Source organism: Parvibaculum sp. (assembly GCF_045863935.1).
Taxonomy (GTDB): Bacteria; Pseudomonadota; Alphaproteobacteria; order Parvibaculales; family Parvibaculaceae; genus Parvibaculum.
Map to the genome: position 1 here is coordinate 13,731 of NZ_BTVP01000030.1, position 21,100 is coordinate 34,830.

The following is a 21,100-nucleotide window of genomic DNA, read 5'->3' on the forward strand; positions in this document are numbered from 1 at the left end:
GTCGAGCCGGCCCGTTTCGATCTTCCCGCTGATGCGGCCACGACCGTTCAGGCTAAGGCGGCATTGTTGGCGGACGCGATGCGCCTGACGCTTCGCCGTGGCGCAGGCCCTTTCAGGTCGGCTGCCCAACTCGCCTTTGAGCCGCGGACCTATCAGCTTGTCCCCCTGTTGATGGCGCTTCGCATGGCGGCGCCACGCCTGCTGATTGCGGATGATGTCGGCATCGGCAAAACGATCGAAGCTGGTCTCATTCTGCGCGAGCTGATGGACCGAGGCGAGGTGGATGCGTTCTCGGTACTGTGCCCACCGCACCTCGTTGAACAATGGCTTGGAGAACTGAAGGCTCGCTTCGGCATCGATGCCGTTCCGGTCACGTCCAGCACCGCAAGCCGGCTAGAACGCGGGCTGCCGCTCGCCCAGACCCTGTTCGAGGCTTATCCGTTCACGGTCGTCAGCCTCGACTACATCAAGGCAGAAAAACGCCGCGAAGGCTTCGCGCGCGCCTGCCCGGATTTCGTCATCGTCGATGAGGCCCACGCTTGCGTCGGAACGCACAAGGGTCGGCAGCAGCGCTTCGATCTCTTGCAGGGTCTGGCGCGGAATCCAGATCGCCGGATGATCCTTCTGACCGCGACGCCGCATTCCGGGGACGAGGAAGCTTTCGCTCGGCTCCTTTCCCTGATCGATCCGTCATTCGCCGCGATGGATTTCGAGGACACGCGGTATCGCGAGCGCCTTGCGCGGCATTTCGTGCAACGGCGCAGGATCGATCTTGTCACCGGCGATTGGGATGAGGATCGCGCCTTCCCGCAGCACGAAACCACCGAGTTCGCCTATCACCTGTCCGGTGCCCATCGCGACTTTCAGGAGGCGGTCCTCGATTACTGCTTCGGCGTCGTCTCCCAGGCGGGATCGGGGCAACGGGAGCAGCGCCTCGCCTTCTGGGGCACGCTGGCCCTGATGCGCTGCGTCGGCTCTTCGCCAGCCGCAGCCCTGAGCGCGTTGCGGAACCGCATGTCGAACGAAAGCGATCGCCTCGAACCTCAAATCTACGATGACGACGGAGACGACGAGGACGCGGTCGATCTCGAACCGGGCACAGCATTCGACGTCGATCCGGCGCTTCTCGCGCTGGTGAGGCATGCCGAGGAATTGGCCGGGAAACCCGATCCGAAGCTGGCGGCTTTGATCGAGACGCTGACGCCGCTCATCAAGAAGGGCGCAAATCCCGTTGTCTTCTGCCGTTATCTGGCAACGGCCGAGCATGTGCGCGATAGTCTGCGCAAAGCCTTTCCGAAGCTCACCATAGAATCCGTAACGGGCGTTCTCACGCCGGACGAGCGCCGTGATCGTGTCGCCGACATGGCACCGGCGGACGAGGAAAAGCCGGTCCAGCGTATCCTTGTCGCCACCGATTGCCTCTCCGAAGGGATCAACCTCCAGCAACTCTTCGATACGGTCGTCCACTACGACCTGTCATGGAATCCGACCCGGCATCAGCAGCGCGAAGGGCGCGTCGATCGTTTCGGCCAGCCAGCAGACCGGGTCCGGTCGATCATGATGTTCTCGCCGGATAGCGCCATCGACGGCGCCGTGCTTGAGGTCATCCTTCGGAAGGCCGAGGAAATCCGCAAAGCGACAGGCGTGACGGTGCCGCTCCCCGAGGAACGCGGGCCGGTGACGGATGCCCTGATGGCCTCGATGATGCTGCGCCGCCGAGGAAGTCCTCAGCTCACGCTCGACCTTCGCTTTGAGGACAGCGTGAAGGCCGTGGAAGCGCGCTGGCGGGACGCTTTAGAGAGCGAGCGGAAATCGCGGGCGCGCTTCGCGCAGAACGCCATGAAACCGCAGGAAGTCGCGCCGGAATGGGAAAAGGTCCGCGCGCTGCTCGGCTCCCCAGCCGATGCGCGCCTGTTCGTCGAGCGCGCCATGTCGCGCTTTGGCGCGCGGTTGGAAACCCGCAAAGCCGTGCTTCTGGCCCATGTCGATGCCCTTGACGCCAGCCTGCGCGAGCGTCTGGCCGAGCACGATCTGAAAGGATCGGTGCGCCTGGCGACAATGGAGCCTGCGCCATCGGGCACGGCGCTACTCACCAGAACACATCCGCTGACGGCGACACTCGCCGAGGCGCTGGTCGAAGCCTCGCTCGATCCGGAATCCTTGTCCGGACTGGGCATCGGTCGTGTCGGCGCATGGCCGACCACCACCGTCCAGCAAGTCACCCGCCTTGCGCTCCTGCGCATCCGCTTCAAGCTGACTGTCCATGCCCGCAAGGAACGGCTGTTGCTGGCAGAGGAAGCGGCGCTCGTCGCGGTGCAGGGCGCGCGGATCGTGGCTATCGGCGAAGAAGCGCGCGAACTGCTGAACGCGCCCGCGACGGCCGATCTTGCGCCCGTCGCACGGGACAGATTCATCGCCAAGACCAGGGAGGAACTGCCAGGCCTGCTCGAAGGGCCGATCGCCGACTTCGTCCGGTCGCGCGCGCAGGAGCTGATGCAGGACCACGCCCGCCTTCGCGCCGCATCCGGGTCTGCTTCCCGCGTCACGGTGGAGGCCGTATTGCCGCCGGACGTCATCGGCCTGTTCACGCTGATGCCGGGGGAGGCATAAACCATGGCGCGCAAACCTATCACCGATATGTCGGCATGGCCTTCCCTCACGCTGGAAGGCAACCTCATCGCCCCGGCCATGGTCGCCAGCATCGACCGCCGGCAAGCATCCGATCAGGCGGAAGAGGATTATCACATCCGCAAGGGGCTGACGATCCGCGAGGAGATTTCAACGTCCTTCCGCGTCGGCCAGTCCCATTTCGATGCCTTCGCAAAACTTCAAAATCCTTCGGTTGAGGCGACCCGCCGCTTCGTCCGGGCCTTCCTCGCAGAGACCTTCGGTTTCTACGATCTCGTCCCGGCCGCTGGTACGCTCTCATTCTTCGCCGGCGGCCGTGTCCCGATTATTGTTGTGCCGCCATCCGAGGAAAAGCTCGATCGCCGCAGCCCGACGCTCTCGACCGACCGCTCGCGCTCTCCGGCCTTCGCGCTTCAGGATTATCTCAACGATCATGACGATGCGCTTTGGGGGCTAGTGACGAACGGGACCGTCCTACGCCTCATGCGAGACAACGCTTCGCTGACGCGGCCGGCATACATCGAAGCCGATCTCGCCCAGATTTTCACCAACGAGGATGCCGCCTCGTTCGCAGTTCTTTGGTCTCTGATACATCGCACCCGGTTTGGTGCCGTAGGAGCACTGGCCACGGATTGCGCGTTGGAGCGTTGGCGTGATGCTGGCTCCCGCGAGGGCGAGGCCGCGCGTGACCGGCTGGCGGCGCAGGTGGAAATCGCGCTCCGGGTGCTTGGCTCGGGCTTCCTCGAAGCCAATCCCGATCTCGCCACGCGCCTGAAATCGGGCGAAATCGACCTAACCGAGTGGTTCAACGAGCTTTTGCGCCTCGTCTATCGGCTGATCTTCCTGATGGTGGCCGAGGACCGAAACCTGCTCCATCCCGAGATGGCGACACAGGATGCCCGCAGGCTCTATCGCGAAGGCTACAGCCTCGCGGCGCTGCGCGCCTCATGCGCCCGCGCGGCCACATGGGACAAACACCACGACCGCTACGAGGGCATCAAGATCGTCTTCCGCGCGCTGGCGCATGGACAGGACGCGCTTGGCCTGCCGGCACTCGGTGGCCTTTTCAGCGACGACAAGCTGCCACATCTCGAAACGGCGCGCCTGCGCAATCGCGCCTTGATGGAAGCGCTTTATCGATTGTCGTGGCTTTCCGACAAAGCCGGCATGACGCCAGTAAACTGGCGTCTTATGAAGACCGAGGAACTGGGTTCAGTTTATGAATCGCTGCTCGGATTGCAGCCGCAGCTCGGTGATGACGGCAAGACCTTGATCTTCGCGTCGGAGGCTGCCGAGCAAAAGGGTAATCAACGCAAGACCACCGGCTCTTACTATACCCCCGATAGCCTGGTTAAACTCCTGCTCGACACCACGCTAAACCCGGTGCTCGACGAACGGGAGGCACAGGCCGCCGATCCGGCCGAAGGGCTTCTTGAACTTACTGTCATCGACCCGGCCTGCGGATCGGGACACTTTCTCCTCGCAGCCGCGCACAGAATCGCCGAGCGAGTCGCTCGAGCACGGTGTGACGGTCTTCCGTCGGAGGAGGATCGCCGTCATGCGCTGCGCGACGTCGCCTGCCGCTGCCTCTATGGAGTGGACCGCAATCCAATGGCGGTCGAACTGACCAAGGTCGCGCTGTGGATTGAAGCCTTGGAACCGGGGCGCCCGCTCGCGTTCTTCGACGCGCAAATCCGTTGCGGCGACAGCCTGATCGGCGTGTTCGACCGCGCCATGTTGCGCGAAGGATTGCCAGATGAAGCCTACAAGCCGCTTACCGGCGACGACAAGGAACTGTCCCGCCGCTACGCTCGTCTCAACAAGGAACAGCGCGAGCGGGCCAAGGGGCACCCGCAATTGTTTAAGAACTGGTCGCCACCCGAAATCCTGGCAGAGCAGGATCACAAGCTTAAGGCGATGACCCAGGATGATCTGGTAAGCGTCGAGGCCAAAGCGAGCGATTTCCGGGCGATACGCGCTTCTGACGCTTGGCAAAACCTGAAGACAGCCAGCGACCTTTACGTCTCCGCCAATTTCTACATGGCGGCGTTCTTCACCGCAAAAGCAGGCGGCGCGGCAGGCACGGATGCGATGCCGCTCACGGAACATGTGTGGCAGGCGGCAGGTGGCTGGGCACCTGCGGAGCATTTACGTCAGGGGGCGACACTCACCTCCGCAAAGGTGAGCGCTTTTCACTGGTTCATCGAATTTCCCGAGATCATGGAACGCGATGGTGGCTTCGATGTCGTCGTTGGCAACCCACCATGGGAGCGCATCAAGCTCTCGGAACAGGAGTTTTTCGCTGCGCGTTCACCGGTGATCGCTGCCGCACCGAACAAGGCGGAGCGCCAGAAGCTGATCGATGATCTGGAGAGGGCCGACTCGGAAAGCGCGGACGGACGTCTTTGGCAAGACTTCGTCTTCGCCAAGCGTAGCGCGGAGGCAGCGAGCGAATTTGTTCGGTCTTCGGGCCGCTATCCGCTCACCGGACGGGGCGACGTCAACACCTACGCCCTCTTTGCCGAGTTGTTCGCTCGTCTTGCCAAACCCATCGGCCGGGCAGGCGTGATCGTACCGACCGGTATATCGACCGACGCATCAACATCCGAGTTCTTTGGATATCTTATCACAACAAACAAGCTTCAATCATTGTTTAGTTTTTATGAAATCAGAGGATGGTTCAAAGGAACCGACGACAGAAAATCGTTCTGTATCCTTGGCTTGGGAGGTGCTTCAAAAGCGGCACAATTCTGTTTTGACATAAAAGACATTGCTGAGATTGATCATCAAGAACGGCGGTTCGAGCTAAACGAGGAAGAAATTGCTCGTATTAATCCAAATACGAAAACCGCTCCTGTCTTTCGATCGCGCGCTGACGCGACGTTAGCAGCGAAGCTCTACACGCGTGCGCCTGTTCTGATTCAGGTGCGGCCGGAGGTGGAAGGCGGCAATATCAATCCGTGGGGCATCACCTTCCAGACGATGTTCCATATGTCCAACGACTCCAGCTTCTTCCGTACGCCGGCTCAAATGGAACCTGATGGTTGGCGGCGTGACGGAGCAGATTGGGCGCGGGAAACGGCGGCGGGGATCGAGCGCCGTGTACCGCTCTACGAAGCAAAGATGATTCACCACTTCGATCATCGCTTTGGCTCTTTCTTCGGTTTGTCTGAAAGACCTGCAGATGGGGCGCTACCAGAGGTGCCGCCATTTAAGAAGCTGGATGCAAACTTCGAGCCTGATCCTTGGTACTGGGTACCCGAGGATGAGGTTGTCCTACGTGCGGCACGTGTACCAACTGCATTGAAAAGCGCTCTGCGTCTTGCGTCGAACGGGAGCAGCAAAGGGCGGCGCAAGACAGATGCCGATGCGCAGGAAAGCGCGCGCACCGCGGTACTCAAAACGCTTGTCACTTGGATCGCCGGGGCCATCGGCGCGCTGGAAGGGCGCCCTGCCCGAGAAGGCGACATCTTCCGCCTTCTGGGCCGCGCACAGGATTGGCGTGGCACCCTGAAGACGTCGCCCGAACGCTTCCTCCTCGATCCTAAAACGCTCGCCTCGGGAGCCGAGATGCAGAGCGAAACACCGCTAACAACAGACGACCTTGCGCGCATCGGCGAAGGGCCAAAAGATGCGCTCGCGGTCGCAGAAGTCCTGATTGCCGCCAAGCAACCACGCTATCTCATGGGATGGCGGGATATAACGAACAACTCCGCAGAGCGGACCGTGGTTGGCGGTGCGTTTCCGAAGGTTGGTGTCGGTAACAACCTACCGATCTGGTATGTCGGGCAGAATGTGGAGAGAAGATATGCTGCGGCTTTCGTCGGCATGCTTTCAAGTCTCACGTTTGACTTTGCAGCACGCCATAAAGTGGGAGGAACTCACCTCAATTTCTTTATTGCCCAGCAGCTTCCCGTTCTTCCTCCTTCTGCCTTCACAGTCGATGATCTCGCGTTCATCGCGTCGCACGTGCTCGAGTTGACCTATACGAGCCGCGCAATGAAGCCTTGGGCGGAGGATCTCGGCTATTCCGGTAATCCGTTCGGTTGGAATGAAGACCGCCGCGCTCGTTTGCGCGCCGAGCTGGATGTGTTCTTCGCTAGAAAGTACGGCCTCACCAATGATGAACTGCGGTACGTGCTCGACCCGACCAAGGCTAAGGGCACCGAATATCCTTCCGAGACCTTCCGTGTTCTGAAGGAAAAGGAAATCCGCCTCTGTGGCGAATACCGCACCGAGCGCCTGGTACTCGACGCCTGGAAACAGACGGAAGCCGCCGCGGCGCCTGTCTCGCTTCCCGCCTCTACCACGCCACCGTCTCCCGCCGATCTTCCAGATGGCGCGTGGGCTCGGGCTACACAGCAGCCGCATGACGCAGGCGCTGCCCTGACCGCGATCCTGAAGGCCATCAACGGGCCAACACCAAGGCAAACCATTCGTTTTGCTGCGGCGCTGGTCCTGGAGCCGCACCTTCTGACGGCGCTGCTCCCAGCGGCCCAAGCACAAGAATGGCGGCGGCTGGTCGGGCAGGAAGCGGAACCGCGGACGGGCAACGTGGTCGGCTTCGCGGCTCGCACCAATCAAGGCTGGGGCACTTCCGTGTCCAATCACCGTGGCAACGGTCGCTTGATCGAAGACTCGGCAGCCGGAACATGGGCGCGGGGGCCGGGCCTCAACGTGTTCGACACCGCCGGTTGGCCGGACGGGCGGGCGAGCTTCGCGCTGGAGGCACTGCGCACGCTCGATCTCGATTCGACAGTTTCCTCGCTGCCGGATGAGGTCCGGGACTGGATCGCCTATGTCGCAGCAGCATGAGATGTTCGCCCCTCCAAAACTCAGCCTGACCGCTCCGGAGGGTCTGAAGGAGCCGCGCCTTTGGGTGCGTCGCATAGCGCTCTGGGAAGCACCCGGTGGTCCGAAAATCCGTGAGGACATCCTACTTCGGCCTGGACTCAACATTATCTGGTCGCCCGACGGCTCCGATGAAGACAATACCAGTGGTGGGCGCACCATCGGTCATGGAGCCGGCAAATCGCTATTCTGCCGTCTGTTGCGCTACTGTCTCGGAGAACAGCGCTTCGCCGACGAGACCCAGCGGGAACGGATCGCGATCGCTTTCCCCAACGGCATTGTCGGCGCCGAGGTGATGCTCGACGGTGTATGCTGGGCTGTTGTCCGGCCATTGGGCATCCGGCGTCGCCATGTCGCCATCGCGGATGGCAACCTCGACGAGATTGCCGGAGGCGATGGCGCAACGACAAGCATCGACCCGCTGATCGAAGCCATCGAGCAGGCCATCGTCACACCCTCTACCGCGAGTTTGGCTCGTCTTCAGCCTGGGCAGAAGGCGTGGCCGATCGCGCTCGCCTGGCTGACGCGCGATCAGGAGTGCCGTTTCGACGATGTTCTGGATTGGCGCTCTCCCGCCTCCGGTTCCGATGCGCCGATACCGGCGAGTGGGCGCGAAACCGGGCCTCGGCGCGAGGCGCTTCGCGCGTTCCTCATGGCGATCACGGAAGAGGAGCAGGAGGCCCGGCGCAACGAGGAAACGCTGCGCGGTGATGTCGCCAATGCGGAGCGAGAAATATCTCACATTGCTTGGGATCTCGGTCGCCGCCACACCCGGTTGATCGACCAACTCGGCCTCGGTGAACAGACGCTGCCGGAAATGCCTCTGCTCCTGGAAGTGTTTCGGAAGGCGACCGACGACCGACTTGCCGCCGCAGCTCAGCTTCCGAGCGGCAACACCGCTGAGTTAGCGGCCGCTCGGAAGGCATTGCAGGAGGCAAACGCGGAGCTGAACCACGCAAACGAAGAACTTGTTCGCTTAGATGCGCAGTTACCGGCCGAGAAGCAGGTTCTCACTCTGCTTTCCAGCGAAATCCCTGGCCTTTCAGCGGCGGCGGCAAACGCGGCAAGTCAGGTATGCCCGATCTGCGAAGTGCCGATCGATAGAGTCTTGGCGGAGGGGTGCGGCCTTTCCCACAGGCTGCACAACGAGGCGGAATGCCGAGCCCGGCTTGAGACGAAGCGCCAGGAAATCGGCGAGCAGCAGAAGAAAATCGGCGATCTGGAAACGCGATCGAAAGCTCTCCAACCCGTCATCGCCTTGGCCAAACAGAAAGTTGAGCAGGCAGAGAAACGCGCCCAAGCCATTGAGGACGTCCGTGATGCGCGCACATCCGCATGGCAGGCGGCGACCCGTCTCAAGGAAGGCGTCGAGCGATTTGGCGAACTATCGGCCGAGCGAGACGATCTACGAAAGCGGCTGCGAGGCTTTGAGGACAAGCTGGTCAAAGAGCGCGAAAGGCTCGCCGCCTTCCGTGATAAGCAGGGGCTGACCTTCGGCAAGATAACGCAGAAATTCTCTGCCATCATTCGTCGTCTGGTCAACGACAGTGCGAAGGGGGCAGTTACTCTGAGCGGCAACGGACTTGAAATCGTCGTAGATGTCGATGGAGATCGCCGCACAGCCGCTATCGAGTCCCTGAAAGTGTTGGCGTTTGATCTTGCCTGTCTGTGCCTGAGCATCGAAGGCGCAACACGCCTCCCGGCGTTCCTGGTTCACGACAGCCCCCGCGAGGCTGATCTTGGCCTCAGCATCTACGACGAGTTGTTCCGCCTGATGCGTGAGGTGGAGACAATGACCGAGGCAGCGGCCTTTCAGTATATCGTGACGACCACGACACGCCCTCCCGATGATCTCCGTTGCGATCCTTGGCTAAGGCTGACCCTGAAAGGGGCGCCAGGTTCGGAACGCCTGGTGGCGCGCGATTTGTAGGCCGCCAATGCCTGAAGCTCCCCAATCCTTCATCGTCCGGGAAGAATGTGAGAAAGCCGCCGCGCAAAACGGCTTTCGCCGTGTTCTGGGCGAAGAAGTCGGATGGCGGGCCTTTGCGTCCACGACGGCGCACGGCGCAATCTATCTGGCTGCTGAAAGCAGTCATGGGCCGTGGTTTCTCGCCACCGACCATGCCGGTGTCGTCGCGGAGCTGGATTGGCCAGCCGCCGCTATGCCCGGCCCCGGCACGCGACGCTACGCCTTCAATGCACTGGGCGAACTCTACGCGGCGCTGAATCGCGTCTATGCCTTGGCGATCAGCCTTCCCGACGCGCCCCTCCGGGAGTTCGAGCGGCGCGTAGCGGGCCTGCCTCGAACCACCGAGGTCGAGCGCTTGGTGGTGCAGCGGATCGGACAAGACATCTTTCGCGATCGTCTGATGGACTACTGGCAGGGGCGTTGCCCTCTGACTGGGATCTCCGATCCGGCCCTGCTACGCGCATCGCACATCATCCCTTGGGCTGACTGCGAAAGCGACGCCGAACGGCTCGACGTGCATAATGGCTTGCTGCTGTCAGCGTTGTGGGATGCCGCCTTCGATCGCGCGCTTGTGACCTTCGACGGCGAAGGCAAGCCTGAATTCTCCCCATCACTCAGCGAGCACGCGCGCGCCGAATTACGCTGGAGCGCCTGCGTTCCGCTGACGGACAAGCATCGCGGACGGCTTGCCCGCCATCGCGAGAGAGCACGATCTCTATGGTAGCGCGGCCCCAAACTTGACGCCGCGCTCCAAGCGACCAGATCGCGCTCCTTCACCCACGACGGCGCGGCGTGCCGGTCTGCCGAGCTGCTACGGGAGCATAACGGTATCGCAGAGGGAATCGTTCGATAAGGATGGCAAATCAGGCAGTGCATCGGTATGATATGGACGTTGCGAGCACTTTCGCTGCCCGAGCCTTCAAACGGCGCGATCGCCGTCACCGACGATAGATGGCGAAATCTTCGTCCGGCTCATTGGCCGAAAAAACCCAATGTTTTAATAAGCAGTAGGTTTTTGACGGTAGGCGCGACGGTATCTTGCTTATCAAAAATATTTTTTCGCTTTGTTTTTCAATCAGATAGAGCATGCGGCCGATGATTGAGTGGGAATAATCTCCCTCACTTCACCAGCACTTCGCCGATCTGAACGGCGTTGAGCGCGGCACCTTTCAGAAGCTGGTCGCCCGCGACGAACATCGCGATCGACCGTCCGGAAGGATCGGAAATGTCCTGGCGGATGCGGCCGACGAGAATGTCGTCCTGCCCCGACGCGTCCTTCGGCATCGGAAAGTAGTTTTCCGCGCGATCGTCGACGATCTTGATGCCCGGCGCGCCGGACAAGATCTCGCGCACTTCGCGCGGCGTGATCGGCCGCTCGCATTCGAAGTCGAGCGCTTCGGAATGCGCGCGCAACACGGGCACGCGCACGCAGGTCGCCGTCACGCGAATATCCGGATCGGCAAAGATCTTCTTCGTCTCGTTCACCATCTTCAGCTCTTCTTCGTTGTAGCCCGTTTCCGGGTCCACATTCGAATTGTGGCTGAACACGTTGAAGGGGTAGGGATGCGGAATGATCTTCTGCTCGAAGGGCTCGCCGGAAAGGAAGGCACGCGTCGCCTGTTCCAGTTCCTCCATCGCCGCCGCGCCCGCGCCCGACGCCGCCTGATAAGTCGCCGCCACCAGCCGCTTCACGGGGTTCACCTTGTGGATCGGCCATAGCGGCGTGATCGCGATGATCGTCGAGCAGTTCGGATTGGCAATGATGCCCTTGTGGCCGAACGCGGCCTCGGGATTGATTTCGGGGATCACCAGCGGCACGTCGGGGTCCATGCGGAAGGCCGACGAATTGTCGATCATCACCGCGCCCGCCGCTTTCACGGCTGCCGCGAATTTCCGCGAAATGCCGCCGCCCGCCGAAAAGAAGGCGATATCGACGCCCTTGAAGCTGTCCCCGGTCAGTTCTTCGACAAGAATGTCCTTACCCCGGAATTTCATGGTCTTGCCGGCCGAGCGCGCGCTGGCCAGCAGCTTCAGCGCCTTCACCGGGAAGTTGCGTTCCTCGAGGCAGCGGATCATCTCGACGCCCACGGCGCCGGTCGCGCCCGCAATGGCGACGACGGGATTGGCATTCATTTTCGGTACTCCGGACCGGGCTCATGATCCATCAACGGAGAGCCCGCTTATTGCGCCGTGCCTATAACAGCGGCGCGGGGCTCCGGCAAGGGGCTGCCTTGTGTCCCTTTTGGCCGCTTTCTCGGATGCGCCGGACGGGGTACGCTGCCCGTCGGCGTAATGATCGGGATGGAAAGATGCGGAAGAAAGCGGGATTGGCCGTCGTTCTCGTGAGCCTGCTGGTGGCGTTGCCGGCACGCCCCGACGCGATAGGCGACGGCAACATCTGCTACGAGAAGTTCGCCACCGCCGACTACAAGGGCGCGATCCGCTACTGCACAAGCGCCATCGATTCCGGCGAGCTGCAGGACCCGGACCTCATCGCCGCGCTGATCAATCGCGGGGTCGCCCACAAATCGATCGGCGATTATGAAAGCGCCATCGCGGATTATACGCGCGCGCTGCGCATCGCGCCGAACGACGCGCTTCTCTACCAGAACCGCGCCAATGCGCTCCACGAGATGGGCGACGACGACGCTGCCCTTGAAGACATCCAGAAATCGATCGACCTCGATCCGAAAAGCGCCGGCGCCTGGTATGTGCGCGGCGCCATCGCCGAGGCCCGCAGCAACGCCGGCAATGCCCGCAAATACTATATGACCGCGCTCAGCCTCGATCCGCAGAACAAGGTCTATCGCGAAAAGATTTTGGGGAACGGCAGCCGATGACAACGCAACTCGATGTCGCGGCAACGATCCGCGAAGCCTATAGCGGCGCCTGGAACCATTTGAACGAGATGGTGCGTCTCATCTGGCTTCCGGGCTCGCTTTACCTTGCACTGTCCATCGCCGGTGTCTTCGTCGATGTCGAGGAGCAGCGCGCGCTCGCGGTGGCGCTCAATTTGGCATCGCTCTTTCTCTGGCCGATCATCGCTGTCGCCTGGCATCGCTTCATCCTGATGGGCGACGCGCCGCCCGGCCGGTTTCACTTCGCCTTCGGCCGCCGCGAGGCGCGTTATCTCGTTGTTTCCGTCTTCCTCACGCTGCTTTTCGTGCCGGGTTTCGTTCTCGGCGCGACGCCCGCCTTCATGCCGGCCAACATGACGGCCTCTCTGCTCAGCTTCTTCGGCGCGCTGCTCGTCATGGTCGCCATCTATTTCATGGTGCGGCTGTCGCTTCTCCTTCCCGCCGTGTCGGTCGGCGATCCGGTGAACCCGCGCCTCATCCTTGAGCGCACGAGAGGAAACTTCTGGCGTCTCGTGTTCGTCTTTGCCTCCGTGGTTCTGCCCATGGTGCTGGTGGCGGTTGTCGTCGGCACGCTTCTCGAGGGCGGCCCGGTCATGAGCATCGTCGCGGTCGGCATTCTGAGCCTCGTGCTCATCTTCTTTGCCGTCGTGAATATTGCGGTTCTTTCGGTGGCCTACCGCGAATTGATCGGCCCGCCCGGCACCCAGGCCCCCGATACCGGCGATTACTGATCTTTATTCAAGGTTGCCCCCGGGCTCTCGCCCGTTAAAGTAAAAGCACCGTTCCGGGAATGGGGCGCGGCCGGTTCTTTGGGGGGATCACACATGAGGAAGCTGCCGGTCATTCGCTCCGTGAGCGAAGTATTCTCGGGCGTCACGCGACATTATTTCCAGCTTGTCGGCGCCGCCTGGCCGGCGCTCGTCTTCGTCGCCATCGGGCTTGGGCTCTACGGTTGGGCCTATTACGAGTCCGGCGCCTTCGAAGTCTTCGCGATGATCCAGAAGGGGCAATCCATGGAGGAGATCGCGGCCGCAATGGAGGCCGCCGATCGGGGCGCCCTCGGGCCCGCCTATTTTGCGGGCTTCCTTATCATGTTCCTCGCAAGCGCCGTCGCCGCCGTGCGCTGGCACCGCTTCGTTCTGATGGGCGAGGGCAATGGTGGCCTGATCCGCGCCGAGGACGGACGCTACATCTGGACCTTCATCAAGGTCATGTTGCTCTACTTCGTCGCAGTGGTTGCGCTCGTACTCGTTTTCGTCGGAATTGCAGGCATCGCTGGCTCATCGTCCGATGCAGGCAACACCGGCGTGGCGAGCATCCTCATGCTGATCTTCGGCATTGGCATTCTGGTCGGCTATCTGCTGGTTCTCGGCTTTCTGCTGCGGCTCATGCTTGCTCTGCCGGACGCCGCCATCGGCCAGCCCGGCAAGGTCATCGGGATTTTCTCGGCCTCGCAGGGCAATACCTGGCGCATGGCCGGCTACGGCATTCTGATCGGCCTCATCTACACGGTGATCCTGTTCGGACTGGTGCTGATCATGGGCCTTCTCGGCGCAGTACTCGGCGGGGGCGCCATTGCCGTGCTTCTGCTCGGTGCCGTCGGCCTTGCCGCCTACTTCTATTTCCTCATGCTCCAGATCACCATGCTCTCCGTCGCCTACCGCGAGATCGTCGGTCTTCCGGGCGGACACGAGGGTGAGGCGACCGTCGCAGAACCCTCTCCCGGCCTCTGATTGCGCTTTTGGACCGATTTAGATAGGGTCCGCTCACAAGGATCGGGAAAGGCGCGGGGACGTGCCTTAAGGGCTTGTTTTGGTTGCCCTTTTCGCCGCGGCATCCGGCCGCCATCGCAAAGTCCCGCGCGGATGCCCATCTATATGGGGCAGTTTCGTGCGGTTCCTGACAGGGATGATCCGAATGTCCGTACACGCCAAGATCAAGCGCATCACCGTGCCCGAGCTCCGCGCCCGCAAGGGGGCCGAGCCCATCGTCTCGCTGACCGCCTACCACGCCCACACCGCGCGCTATGTCGATCCTTATGTCGACTTCCTGCTCGTGGGCGACAGCCTCGGCATGGTCATGTACGGCATGGAGACGACGCTCGGCGTCACCCTCGACATGATGATTGCCCATGGCGCCGCCGTGGTGCGCGGCACCGAGCGCGCCCTTGTCGTGGTCGACATGCCCTTCGGCTCCTATGAAGAGAGCCCCGAAGTCGCCTTCCGCAATGCCGTCCGCGTCATCAAGGAAACGGGCTGCACGGCGGTGAAGATGGAAGGCGGCGCGCGCCTCGCGCCGACGATCCGCTATCTCGTCGACCGCGGCATCCCCGTCATGGCCCATATCGGCCTCACGCCGCAAAGCGTGCAGGTCATGGGCGGCTTCAAGGCGCAGGGCCGCGACGAGAGCGAATGGGCCGCCATCGAGGCCGATGCCCGCGCCGTCGCCGAGTCCGGTGCCTTCGCCGTCGTCGTCGAGGGCGTGGCCGAGCCGCTTGCCGCGCGCATCACCCGCCAGATCGAAATTCCGACCATCGGCATCGGCGCTTCGGCGGAGTGCGACGGTCAGATTCTCGTCCTGGAAGACATGCTGGGCCTCTCGCCCAGGCCGGCGAAATTCGTCCGCGAGTTCGCCACGCTTGGCGCCCAGATCGCGGGGGCTGCCGAGGCCTATGCCTGTGCCGTGCGCGAGCGCAGCTTCCCGGCGGTGGAACACACCTATGCCATGAAAAAGGCGAAATAGCTCAATCTCTTGCGGGGCCCTCGGGCCCCGTAACGCTGTTTGCCAATGGCCCTTCGCCGGGCTATTTTACGCGGCCTGCAGGGGGCGGGCGCCGGGCGCTTCCTCTGCGCCCTTCAGCTTTTCTCCGCGGAGTAGCCTTGTGACCGATCTCTTTCGCGAAGTCGAAGAAGACCTTCGCCGCGAACAATTCTCCAAACTTTGGGAAAAATACGGCACCTGGGTCATAGGCCTCGCCGTCGCCATCGTGCTTGTCACGGCGGCGGTCGTCGGTTGGCGCGCCTGGGTCCACTCGGCGCAGGTCGCGGATTCGGTGGCCTACGACGCTGCGGTGAAGGAAACGGCCGATGCCGCGCCGGCGGAAGCCGCCGAGGCCTTTGCCGCCCTCGCGGCGGAAATGGGCGGCGGCTACGAGACGCTCGCCTTGCTGCAGGAGGCCGACCGCCGTCTTGCCGCGGGCGAGGCGGATGCGGCCCGCGCGATCTACGAGAAGGTTGCAAACGATGACGGCGTGCCGGGCATCATGCGCGGCCTCGCCGCGATCAAGGCCGGGCTTCTCGTGGTCGATACCGCAAGCTACGAAGACATGAAGGCGCGAATGGCACAGCTCACCTCCGGCCAATCGCCCTGGCGTCAGAATGCGCTGGAGCTTGTCGCGCTCACCGCCATGCGGGCGGGCGAATGGCAGGAAGCCGATATCCGCGTCAAGGAAGTCATCGCCGATCCGGCGACGCCCGCCGGTCTTCGCGACCGCGCCCATGTCATGCAGGCGCTCATCGCGCCGCATCTGCCGCGCGCGGCGGCGGAGGGCGAGGCGGCTCCCGCGTCCGGAGAGCCCGCGTCCGCGGAAGAAACCCAATCGGAAACACAGGACGCTCCGGCATCCCCGGCGGCGACGGAGTAATGGCGATGACGACGGATTTCATGTCGGCTGCGATGCGGAAAAGCGGAACTCTTCTTCGTGTGGCGGCGGTCGCTCTTGCCCTTGGCTCGGTCGCGGGCTGCGATACCGTGAGCAACATGTTCTCCTCCGACGACAAGACGGTGCTGCCCGGCAAGCGCCTCTCCGTCATGGAGCTCGGCACCGCGCTGGAGGCCGATCCCGGCATTGCGGAAGAACTCGTCATCCTGCCGAAACCTTATGCTAACGATAGCTGGCCGCAGCCCGGCGGCACGCCCGACAACGCGAACTACCATCTCGCCGCCCCTGGTGCGCTCGATCGCCTCTGGTCCGTGAACGCCGGCGCCGGCTCCGCGCGTGTCGCGCAGCTCACCGCTTCGCCCATCATCGCCGGCGGCAAGATTTTCGTCCTCGATGCCGAATCGACGGCGCGTGCCTTCGATCAAAAGAGCGGCAAGGCTCTCTGGAGTACGAAGCTCGTGCCCGAAGACGAGGATGACGATGAAGGCCGCGGCGGCGGCGTCGCTTTCGACAACGGCCGGGTCTTCGTGGTGACAGGTTTCGGCACGGCGCATGCGCTCGACGCGGGCAGCGGTGCCGTGACATGGACCCAGACCATCGGCGAGCCCTTCCGCGCCTCGCCGACTGCGAATGGCGGCCGCGTCTTCGCCATCACCTCCGACAATCAGACGATCGCCTTCGCACAGGAAACGGGTGAAGTGCTCTGGCGCCATCGCGGCATCGTCGAAAGCGCCGGTGTCCTCAGCTCGACGAGCCCGGCCGTCGCTGGCTCGGTCGTCGTCGTTCCCTATTCTTCGGGCGAGCTCGTCGCGCTGCGCGTGGCCAACGGCACGCCGGTATGGTCGGACTCGCTCACCCGCACCGGCAATCTCACCTCGCTGAGCGAATTGAACGACATCGCGGGCCGCCCGGTCATCGACCGCGACCGCGTCTTCGCCATCAGCCATTCCGGCCGCATGGTTTCCATCGACCTGCGCACGGGCGAGCGTGCCTGGACGCGCGACATCGGCGGCGTGCAGACGCCCTGGGTCGCGGGCGACTATCTCTTCCTCATCACGAACTCGCAGGAACTGCTCGCGCTCTCGCGCCGCGACGGACGCATCCGCTGGATCACGCAGATGCCGCGCTGGGAAGACCCCGAAGACAAGGATGGTCCGATCGTCTGGTCGGGTCCCGTGCTCGTCAGCGACCGGCTTGTTCTCGTCTCGTCGACCGGCGATGCCGCCTCCGTCTCGCCTTACACGGGCGAGGTCCTCGGCCGCATCGATCTGCCGGATGGTGCACTCATCGCTCCTGTGGTCGCCGACGAAACGCTCTATGTCCTGACGGACGACGCCGCGCTGCTCGCGCTGAAGTGACGGGCGGCCACCGCGCCCCCGCGAACGGCATAAGAAGGGCCGCATAAAGTGTCATTCAAGGTCGCCATTGTCGGACGGCCCAATGTCGGCAAGTCCACCCTGTTCAACAGGCTGGTGGGACGAAAGCTCGCATTGGTGGACGACACGCCGGGCGTCACGCGCGACCGGCGCGAGGGCGATGCGCATCTCGGCGACCTCTCCTTCACCGTCATAGACACGGCCGGCCTCGAAGAGGGAACCGGTGACAGTCTCGAAGCGCGCATGCGCCGGCAGACGGAACTCGCCGTGGAGGAGGCCGATGTCTGCCTCTTTCTCATCGACGCGCGCGCCGGCGTGACGCCGCTCGACAAGCGCTTTTCCCAGATACTCCGCAAGTCGCCGACACCCGTCATTCTCGCCGCCAACAAATGCGAGGGGGGCGCGGGGCAGGCGGGCCGCATGGAAGCCTTCGAACTCGGCCTCGGCGCGCCGCTTCCGCTTTCCGCCGAACATGGCGAAGGTCTCGCCGATCTCTACGACGCGCTCGCCGAATTCGTGAAGGGTCTCGAGGAGAGCGAAGCCGAGCAGGCGCTCGACGACGCGCTCGCCGAAGAGCAGGAAGTCGCCGAAGGCTTCGATCCCGATGCGCCCTACGAGCCGGACCTCGAAGCGCCGCTCCGCATCGCCATTGTCGGCCGTCCGAATGTCGGCAAGTCGACCCTCGTGAACCAGCTCCTCGGCGAGGACCGCATGCTCACCGGCCCCGAGGCCGGCATCACGCGCGACAGCATCGGCATCGAATGGGCCTGGCGCGGCCGCCGCGTGAAGCTCTGGGACACGGCCGGCATGCGCCGCCGCGCCCGCGTGACCGAAAAGCTCGAAAAGCTCTCCGTCGCCGACACGCTCCGCGCCGTCCGCTTCGCCGAGGTCGCCGTCGTCCTGCTCGACGCCACGCAACCCTTCGAACGCCAGGACCTGCACATCGCCGATCTCGTGGAGCAAGAAGGGCGCGGCCTCATCATCGCGGTCAACAAATGGGACAAGGTCGATGAGCCGCAGGAAGTGCTCCGTATGCTGAAGGAGGAGCTGGAGCGGCTCCTGCCGCAGGTGCGCGGCGTGCCGATCGTCACCTTCTCCGCCTTGACGGGCAAGGGCACCGAAAAGCTCATGCCGGCCATCGAGCGTGTGCATGTGCTCTGGAACGCGCGCGTGCCGACCGCGCGGCTCAACCGCTGGCTCAGCGAGGCCGTCTCGCGCCACCAGCCGCCCGCCGCCAAGGGCCGCCCGGTAAACCTCAAATACATGTCGCAGGTGAAATCGCGCCCGCCGACCTTCGCGGTCTTCTCGAGCCGCGCCGACGAAGTGCCGACCTCCTACCGCCGCTACCTCGTGAACGCGCTGCGCGAAACGTTCAACCTGCCGGGCGTGCCCATCCGCCTTTTCATGCGCAAGGGCAAGAACCCCTACGAAGGCAGGAAGAGGCGCTGACGGACCTCAGGCCTTCATTTTCGCGTATTCGACGATCTCGCCATGTCGCGTGCAGTCCGGCATCGCGAGTTCGATGAACAGCGGAACGAGGTCGGCCGGCTTCGTCAGTGTCGTCGGGTCTTCGCCCGGCATGGCCTTCTTGCGCATCGCGGTGCGCGTCGGGCCGGGGCTCACGGAATTGACGCGGATCGGCGACTTTTCGACTTCCGCCGCCCAGGTCTTGACCATCGCGTCGAGCGCCGCCTTGGTGATCGAATAGGAGCCCCAATAGGGCTTGCACTTCTGCGCCGCGCCGGAGGTCACGAAGATCGCGCGCCCCGCATCGGAGCGCTTCAGCAGCGGCTCGAAGGAGCGGATCATCCGGTAATTGGCGGTCACATTGATGGCGAGCGTCTTGTCCCAGTCCTTCGGCTCCAGATGGGAAAGCGGCGTCAGCGTGCCGAGCGACCCCGCATTGCCGACGAGAATATCGAGCTTCCCCCAGCGCTCGAAAATCGTCGCGCCCAGCCGGTCGATGGCGGGCAGATCGGTCAGATCGAACGGCACCAGCGTCGCCTTGCCGCCCACCTTCCGGATTTCGTCGTCGACTTCTTCAAGTCCGCCGACGGTGCGCGCAACGAGGATCACATGCGCCCCCTCCGCCGCCATGCCAAGCGCCACGGCGCGCCCGATGCCGCGCGATGCGCCGGTAATGACCGCAATGCGGTCCTGCAAACGTCCGGTCATTCAGGAAATCCCGTCAGGCGATTTCGGCGAGAAGCGATAGCTGCCTTGTCCGCTGCTCGCCATCGAGATCGATAAGCGGCGTCGGATAGTCGCCGGTGAAACAATGATCCGTGAGTTGCGGATGCTCCTGGTCGCGATGGGTGAAGCCCATCGCACGATAGAGCCCGTCCACGGAAATGAACGCAAGGCTGTCGACGCCGATATAGGCGCGCATGCCCTCAAGGTCGTAGTTGGAGGCGAGAAGCTGGTCGCGCTCCGGCGTGTCGATGCCGTAAAAATCGGGATGCGTGATCGGCGGGCTTGCGACGCGCATATGCACTTCCTTCGCGCCCGCTTCATACATCATCTTCACGATCTTGATGGAGGTCGTCCCCCGCACCACGCTGTCGTCCACGAGAACGATGCGCTTGCCGTTCACGATGGCGCGGTTCGCATTGTGTTTGAGCTTCACGCCGAGTTGGCGGATGTGCTGCGTCGGCTCGATGAAGGTCCGGCCGACATAATGGTTGCGGATGATGCCGAGTTCGAAGGGAATGCCGCTCTCCGCGGCATAGCCGATCGCGGCGGGCACGCCCGAATCCGGCACCGGGATCACCACGTCGGCCTCCACGGCGGACTCGCGCGCGAGTTCCTGGCCCAGCCGCTTGCGGACATTGTAGACGCTCTTGCCGCCGACCACGCTGTCCGGCCGCGCGAAGTAGATGTATTCGAACACGCAAGGCCGCACATTCTGCGGCGGGAAGGGGTGCATCGACTCCACCTTGATCTTCCCGTCCTCGCGCGTGCAGATGACGACTTCGCCGGGATCGACCTCGCGCACGAACTCCGCGCCGATGATGTCGAAGGCGACCGTCTCCGAGGCGAGGACCGGCGCTCCCTGAAACTGGCCCAGCACCAGCGGGCGGATGCCGAGCGGGTCGCGCGCGCCGATGAGTTTCTTGTTGGTCAGCGCCACCAGCGCATAGGCGCCCTGGATCTGCCCCAGCGCATCCACGAAGCGCTCCATCACGCGCGGCTTCCGGCTCCGCGCGACAAGCTGCAGGATCGTTTCCGTATCCGAGGTCGACTGGAAGATCGCGCCGTCGCGCACGAGTTCGTTGCGCAGCGTGATGGCGTTGGTGAGATTGCCATTATGGGCAACGGCGAAGCCGCCGCCCCAGAGATCGGCGAAAAGCGGCTGCACGTTCCGGAGGATCGTTTCGCCCGTCGTCGAATAGCGCACATGGCCGATCGCCATTTCGCCTTTCAGCCGGTCGATCACCTTGGCCGACGAGAAGTGGTCGCCAACCAGCCCCAGCCTGCGCTCCGAATGGAAGTGCTCGCCATCATAGGCGACGATGCCCGCCGCTTCCTGTCCGCGATGCTGGAGGGCGTGCAGGCCGAGCGCCGTCAGCGCCGCGGCGTCCGAATGGCCGAGCAGGCCGAACACGCCGCATTCCTCGCGCAGCTTGTCGTCGTGAAATTCCCCCAGCAACTCATTGTCGCTCAAGGACAGATCGCCCGCCGGTTTTCGGTCCGGGAGGGACGGGGAGAGGTCGAGCTGCATCTGGTCGGACATCGCTGGGACTCCTGGAGCGTTTCC

General features: G+C 63.3%; 14 protein-coding genes. 11 read left to right on the top strand and 3 right to left on the bottom strand.

All coding sequences use genetic code 11. The features are described 5' to 3' along the window. Positions 1 to 66: 66 nt before the first annotated feature. From ACKUUH_RS12760 to ACKUUH_RS12775, 4 genes are read left to right on the top strand one after another with little or no spacing between them, the layout of a single operon-like run. On the top strand, positions 67 to 2,610 hold the full coding sequence (locus ACKUUH_RS12760) for a helicase-related protein (protein ID WP_407950301.1): 2,544 nt from the start codon (positions 67 to 69) through the stop codon (positions 2,608 to 2,610). A gap of 3 nt (positions 2,611 to 2,613) precedes the next feature. After that, the gene (locus tag ACKUUH_RS12765; RefSeq protein ID WP_407950302.1) at positions 2,614 to 7,443 is read left to right on the top strand and encodes an Eco57I restriction-modification methylase domain-containing protein; all 4,830 of its coding nucleotides are present in this window, start codon (positions 2,614 to 2,616) and stop codon (positions 7,441 to 7,443) included. Then, on the top strand, positions 7,427 to 9,409 hold the full coding sequence (locus ACKUUH_RS12770) for a chromosome segregation protein SMC (protein ID WP_407950303.1): 1,983 nt from the start codon (positions 7,427 to 7,429) through the stop codon (positions 9,407 to 9,409). The genes ACKUUH_RS12765 and ACKUUH_RS12770 overlap by 17 nt, the downstream gene beginning before the upstream one ends. 7 nt (positions 9,410 to 9,416) lie before the next feature. Then, the gene (locus ACKUUH_RS12775) at positions 9,417 to 10,172 is read left to right on the top strand and encodes an HNH endonuclease (protein WP_407950304.1); all 756 of its coding nucleotides are present in this window, start codon (positions 9,417 to 9,419) and stop codon (positions 10,170 to 10,172) included. Between the two features lie 395 nt (positions 10,173 to 10,567). Here ACKUUH_RS12775 and ACKUUH_RS12780 read toward each other — a convergent pair whose 3' ends face one another. Further along, positions 10,568 to 11,581: an aspartate-semialdehyde dehydrogenase gene (locus ACKUUH_RS12780; protein WP_407950305.1), complete on the bottom strand. Its 1,014-nt coding sequence runs from the start codon at positions 11,579 to 11,581 to the stop codon at positions 10,568 to 10,570. Positions 11,582 to 11,757: 176 nt separating this feature from the next. Here ACKUUH_RS12780 and ACKUUH_RS12785 point away from each other — a divergent pair, with 176 nt between their 5' ends. From ACKUUH_RS12785 to der, 7 genes are all read left to right on the top strand, one after another. Next, complete coding sequence (locus tag ACKUUH_RS12785) at positions 11,758 to 12,288, top strand: tetratricopeptide repeat protein (RefSeq protein WP_407950306.1); 531 nt, start codon at positions 11,758 to 11,760, stop codon at positions 12,286 to 12,288. Further along, the gene (locus ACKUUH_RS12790) at positions 12,285 to 13,037 is read left to right on the top strand and encodes a hypothetical protein (RefSeq protein WP_407950307.1); all 753 of its coding nucleotides are present in this window, start codon (positions 12,285 to 12,287) and stop codon (positions 13,035 to 13,037) included. Before ACKUUH_RS12785 ends, ACKUUH_RS12790 begins: the two co-directional genes overlap by 4 nt. A 93-nt stretch (positions 13,038 to 13,130) precedes the next feature. Then, a complete protein-coding gene (locus ACKUUH_RS12795; RefSeq protein WP_407950308.1) occupies positions 13,131 to 14,039 on the top strand; it encodes a hypothetical protein in 909 nt (302 codons plus the stop codon). Between the two features lie 184 nt (positions 14,040 to 14,223). Continuing rightward, positions 14,224 to 15,048 carry a 3-methyl-2-oxobutanoate hydroxymethyltransferase gene (panB, locus tag ACKUUH_RS12800; RefSeq protein ID WP_407950309.1) on the top strand — a complete coding sequence of 275 codons (825 nt, stop codon included), beginning with the start codon at positions 14,224 to 14,226 and terminating at the stop codon, positions 15,046 to 15,048. A 139-nt stretch (positions 15,049 to 15,187) separates the two neighbouring features. Further along, the gene (locus ACKUUH_RS12805) at positions 15,188 to 15,949 is read left to right on the top strand and encodes a tetratricopeptide repeat protein (RefSeq protein ID WP_407950310.1); all 762 of its coding nucleotides are present in this window, start codon (positions 15,188 to 15,190) and stop codon (positions 15,947 to 15,949) included. A 5-nt stretch (positions 15,950 to 15,954) separates the two neighbouring features. Next, positions 15,955 to 17,325, top strand: coding sequence for a PQQ-binding-like beta-propeller repeat protein (locus ACKUUH_RS12810; protein WP_407950311.1), 1,371 nt, complete (start codon positions 15,955 to 15,957; stop codon positions 17,323 to 17,325). Positions 17,326 to 17,373: 48 nt separating this feature from the next. After that, positions 17,374 to 18,792: a ribosome biogenesis GTPase Der gene (der, locus tag ACKUUH_RS12815; protein WP_407950312.1), complete on the top strand. Its 1,419-nt coding sequence runs from the start codon at positions 17,374 to 17,376 to the stop codon at positions 18,790 to 18,792. A 6-nt stretch (positions 18,793 to 18,798) separates the two neighbouring features. Here the strand turns inward: der and ACKUUH_RS12820 are convergent, their stop codons facing one another. Further along, complete coding sequence (locus ACKUUH_RS12820) at positions 18,799 to 19,518, bottom strand: SDR family NAD(P)-dependent oxidoreductase (protein ID WP_407950313.1); 720 nt, start codon at positions 19,516 to 19,518, stop codon at positions 18,799 to 18,801. Between the two features lie 13 nt (positions 19,519 to 19,531). Beyond that, positions 19,532 to 21,076, bottom strand: a complete 1,545-nt coding sequence (gene purF / locus ACKUUH_RS12825) for an amidophosphoribosyltransferase (protein WP_407950314.1) — start codon at positions 21,074 to 21,076, stop codon at positions 19,532 to 19,534. Positions 21,077 to 21,100: the final 24 nt, after the last annotated feature.

Coding starts and splice junctions, on each gene's coding strand:
- ACKUUH_RS12765 (WP_407950302.1), top strand. CDS start 2,614: ATGGCGCGCAAACCTATCACCGATATGTCGGCATGGCCTTCCCTCACG.
- ACKUUH_RS12770 (WP_407950303.1), top strand. CDS start 7,427: ATGTCGCAGCAGCATGAGATGTTCGCCCCTCCAAAACTCAGCCTGACC.
- ACKUUH_RS12775 (WP_407950304.1), top strand. CDS start 9,417: ATGCCTGAAGCTCCCCAATCCTTCATCGTCCGGGAAGAATGTGAGAAA.
- ACKUUH_RS12780 (WP_407950305.1), bottom strand. CDS start 11,581: ATGAATGCCAATCCCGTCGTCGCCATTGCGGGCGCGACCGGCGCCGTG.
- ACKUUH_RS12785 (WP_407950306.1), top strand. CDS start 11,758: ATGCGGAAGAAAGCGGGATTGGCCGTCGTTCTCGTGAGCCTGCTGGTG.
- ACKUUH_RS12790 (WP_407950307.1), top strand. CDS start 12,285: ATGACAACGCAACTCGATGTCGCGGCAACGATCCGCGAAGCCTATAGC.
- ACKUUH_RS12795 (WP_407950308.1), top strand. CDS start 13,131: ATGAGGAAGCTGCCGGTCATTCGCTCCGTGAGCGAAGTATTCTCGGGC.
- panB (WP_407950309.1), top strand. CDS start 14,224: ATGTCCGTACACGCCAAGATCAAGCGCATCACCGTGCCCGAGCTCCGC.
- ACKUUH_RS12810 (WP_407950311.1), top strand. CDS start 15,955: ATGACGACGGATTTCATGTCGGCTGCGATGCGGAAAAGCGGAACTCTT.
- ACKUUH_RS12820 (WP_407950313.1), bottom strand. CDS start 19,518: ATGACCGGACGTTTGCAGGACCGCATTGCGGTCATTACCGGCGCATCG.
- purF (WP_407950314.1), bottom strand. CDS start 21,076: ATGTCCGACCAGATGCAGCTCGACCTCTCCCCGTCCCTCCCGGACCGA.